This is a genomic window from Ilyomonas limi, assembly GCF_005233845.1.
Classification (GTDB): Bacteria; Bacteroidota; Bacteroidia; order Chitinophagales; family Chitinophagaceae; genus Ilyomonas; species Ilyomonas limi.
Genome location: NZ_SZQL01000053.1, coordinates 1 through 2,445, shown reverse-complemented (window position 1 = coordinate 2,445; position 2,445 = coordinate 1). Strand labels below are relative to the sequence as shown.

The 2,445-nt window shown below is 39.8% G+C and carries 4 protein-coding genes; all 4 read left to right on the top strand.

All coding sequences use genetic code 11. The annotated features are described in order from the left end of the window. The first annotated feature begins 312 nt into the window (after positions 1-312). Positions 313-888 (top strand): DUF6934 family protein, encoded by a 576-nt coding sequence (locus FC093_RS23460; RefSeq protein WP_206106678.1) that lies wholly within the window; start codon positions 313-315, stop codon positions 886-888. Between the two features lie 10 nt (positions 889-898). Then, a complete protein-coding gene (locus FC093_RS23965) occupies positions 899-1,060 on the top strand; it encodes a hypothetical protein (RefSeq protein WP_170971216.1) in 162 nt (53 codons plus the stop codon). A gap of 160 nt (positions 1,061-1,220) precedes the next feature. Then, the gene (locus tag FC093_RS23455) at positions 1,221-1,481 is read left to right on the top strand and encodes a hypothetical protein (protein ID WP_137264259.1); all 261 of its coding nucleotides are present in this window, start codon (positions 1,221-1,223) and stop codon (positions 1,479-1,481) included. A gap of 33 nt (positions 1,482-1,514) precedes the next feature. Then, entirely contained in the window at positions 1,515-2,270 is a 756-nt protein-coding gene (locus FC093_RS23450; protein ID WP_137264258.1) for a hypothetical protein, read from the top strand. Positions 2,271-2,445 lie beyond the last annotated feature (175 nt).

Genomic DNA, 2,445 nt, shown 5'->3' with positions numbered 1-2,445 from the left:
CAAACAAGCACTATCAGCCGGCATGGTGACCGTCTTATAATCAAACAGGTCTGTTTTAAAATGACAGGTCCAGCTTTTCTTGTGTACATCCATACCAATGAATAACTTTGGTACAGAAGCGGTGGTTTGAGTATTCATACACTTGAATTTTAGGTACCCTCAAATTACCGCTTTTACATAGATGCTTTATGCAAGTTGGGCTTGACATTGTAACATCAGCGAAATGCAAATCCAAGCTGTAGTTCGGGCTGGACAAATAACTTTCAGCTTTAGTTCTTAAATTCAACTTTATATTTTTAATCAGCAGCGGTTGTGGGCAGACGAATAACAATTCCCAACCTGCATAAAGCCCTGAACGTTAGCTGCGATGCTTCTCAATCGCTGTATCCGACTTTAGCAAGACAGAAAACACTATCTTCACGCGCCGACGCATTAGACAGCATGAAAGTTGAAAAATACAATCTTAAATCAGAGACAGGACTAACCAGATTTGAATTCATTAGTGAAGGTCCAAGAGGTGCCATTCGCAAACTCATAGAATTCCAGGCAACGACTGACCCAGGGCTTTTCAATCTAGCTTTTGGCGACAAAGACCCACTTACTGGCAGTATTGATGACCTGTCCGTCTCAGACAATGGCGACACAGAAAAAGTCTTGGCGACTGTTATCGCTGCATTATATGCCTTCTGCGACAAGTACCCTGACGCATACATTTACGCATCCGGCAGCACTAAAGCACGGACAAGACTTTACAGAATGGGTATTACCAAATATTACGACCAAATGCGGGCAGATTTTTATTTGTATGGACAAATCGGAGACGACTTCCCGGAATTTGAACTTGGCGTGGACTATGACGGATTTTTAGCACAACGGAAATTTGATTAACTTGCATGCTATGAAAACGGTACAAGAACTTAACAACAGAAAAGTGCCCATCGTGGCTATAGACCCGTCTTTAGACAAGTACCGGGACAAAATTATGTTTCCCGAAAAACTTGAACGGGCAAACAACATGTTGAAGACCGCCAAGCTTCCACCCAAAAAACACCGCAGCTAACATTCGGTTTGCCACAATGCGGGCAGACGAATAAAAGCTGAACAGTAGTTTTTCAATTAAACTATTGTGCTATATTAGGCTGACGAAATGCTATCACCCGCACTGCGACAAGCCGGCGGGCGTTAGCTGCAACCTTAATTGCTAAACAATCACTTTTTAAATGAGAGAATTAATAAGTTCCATTACTCATTTCAAGGGCATTTACTTGAGCGGTTTTTTTATTTCCAATCCGGCTACAGTAACTGCATTAAGTCTGTTGTTTGAAAACATCCTTCTGCCAAACCAATTAGACATCCTCCTTGATTTTGCAAAAAACTATGAATTAAAACACGGAAAGCCTTCAACTAAAATAAAGATTGAAATTGGCGACGGAACGGATGATGAAAAGGAGATGTTGAATGGACTTACACTAAGGCAGTAAGAAACAGCTAAACTTTACCTTTTACAGAGCCACATGTTTATTTCAAGAAATCACGAATTGTTTCCTCAAGTTTTTACCACCGAAATGACAAAGGAAACTAAGCCTTTTAAATTGGAGCTTTTGGAAAAAGGTGGCAATGGTAAACCTTACCGTTTTCAGGGGTCATTCAATGCAGAAATAAGCAGTTATGGAGTTGACGAAATGATACCTAAAATCAATCAGGGCTATGTTCCAATTGTTGGGCAAGAAAGTACTATCGACAAGAGTGTTTTACAAGACAATAAAGCAATAGCCAGCATTTTAGCGATGAAGTCTATTGAAATGCTTCTACCAGATTTTAAAGAAGCTAAACCACAAGATTTATTAGAGGCAAGAGAAAGGCTAAAAAATCATTTACCACCGTATTGGTCGGCGATGCTTAAACTTTCTACTGACGCAAAGAAAATAACAAAAGAAAGTAGTGACGTTAAAGAAGCAATGCGAGAATGCCAAAACCTTGTTGACACACTAGTTAGACCTGCATTAGTTGATTTAGTACTGAAGATAGAAAAGGAAAGAAGAAATTGGTTCTATAAGATTGTAGCCCCCTTAGCAAATACGGTTAAGTTATTCGTCGGCAATCCCTCTATTAATCCAGCTGCATTAATAAAAGGTTCTTTAGCAATGGCAACAGACATGACTGCCGATTATATCCAAACAAAGCAGAAAATTGATGATTTGAAAGCGGAAAGTGGATTAACCTATTTATTGGAAGTTCATAAAAACTTAAGTCAGAAAGGCAGCAGCTAACAGTGCATTGGCGCATATGGCGGGGCGACGAACAAGCAATCAGCAGCGGTAATGTCTCGTCCTGAAATAGGTTGACTAAAAAACAGCCTATTTATGGATTTAAAAACACAAATTATTACAGAGTATTTAACGCAGGGAGTGGGCTTCAGACAGCTTGCTCAAAAGTATGGCATCA

What these genes read in the sequence shown, in the direction of transcription:
- FC093_RS23455 (WP_137264259.1), top strand. Translation starts at nt 1,221, where the DNA reads ATGAGAGAATTAATAAGTTCCATTACTCATTTCAAGGGCATTTACTTG.
- FC093_RS23965 (WP_170971216.1), top strand. Translation starts at nt 899, where the DNA reads ATGAAAACGGTACAAGAACTTAACAACAGAAAAGTGCCCATCGTGGCT.
- FC093_RS23450 (WP_137264258.1), top strand. Translation starts at nt 1,515, where the DNA reads ATGTTTATTTCAAGAAATCACGAATTGTTTCCTCAAGTTTTTACCACC.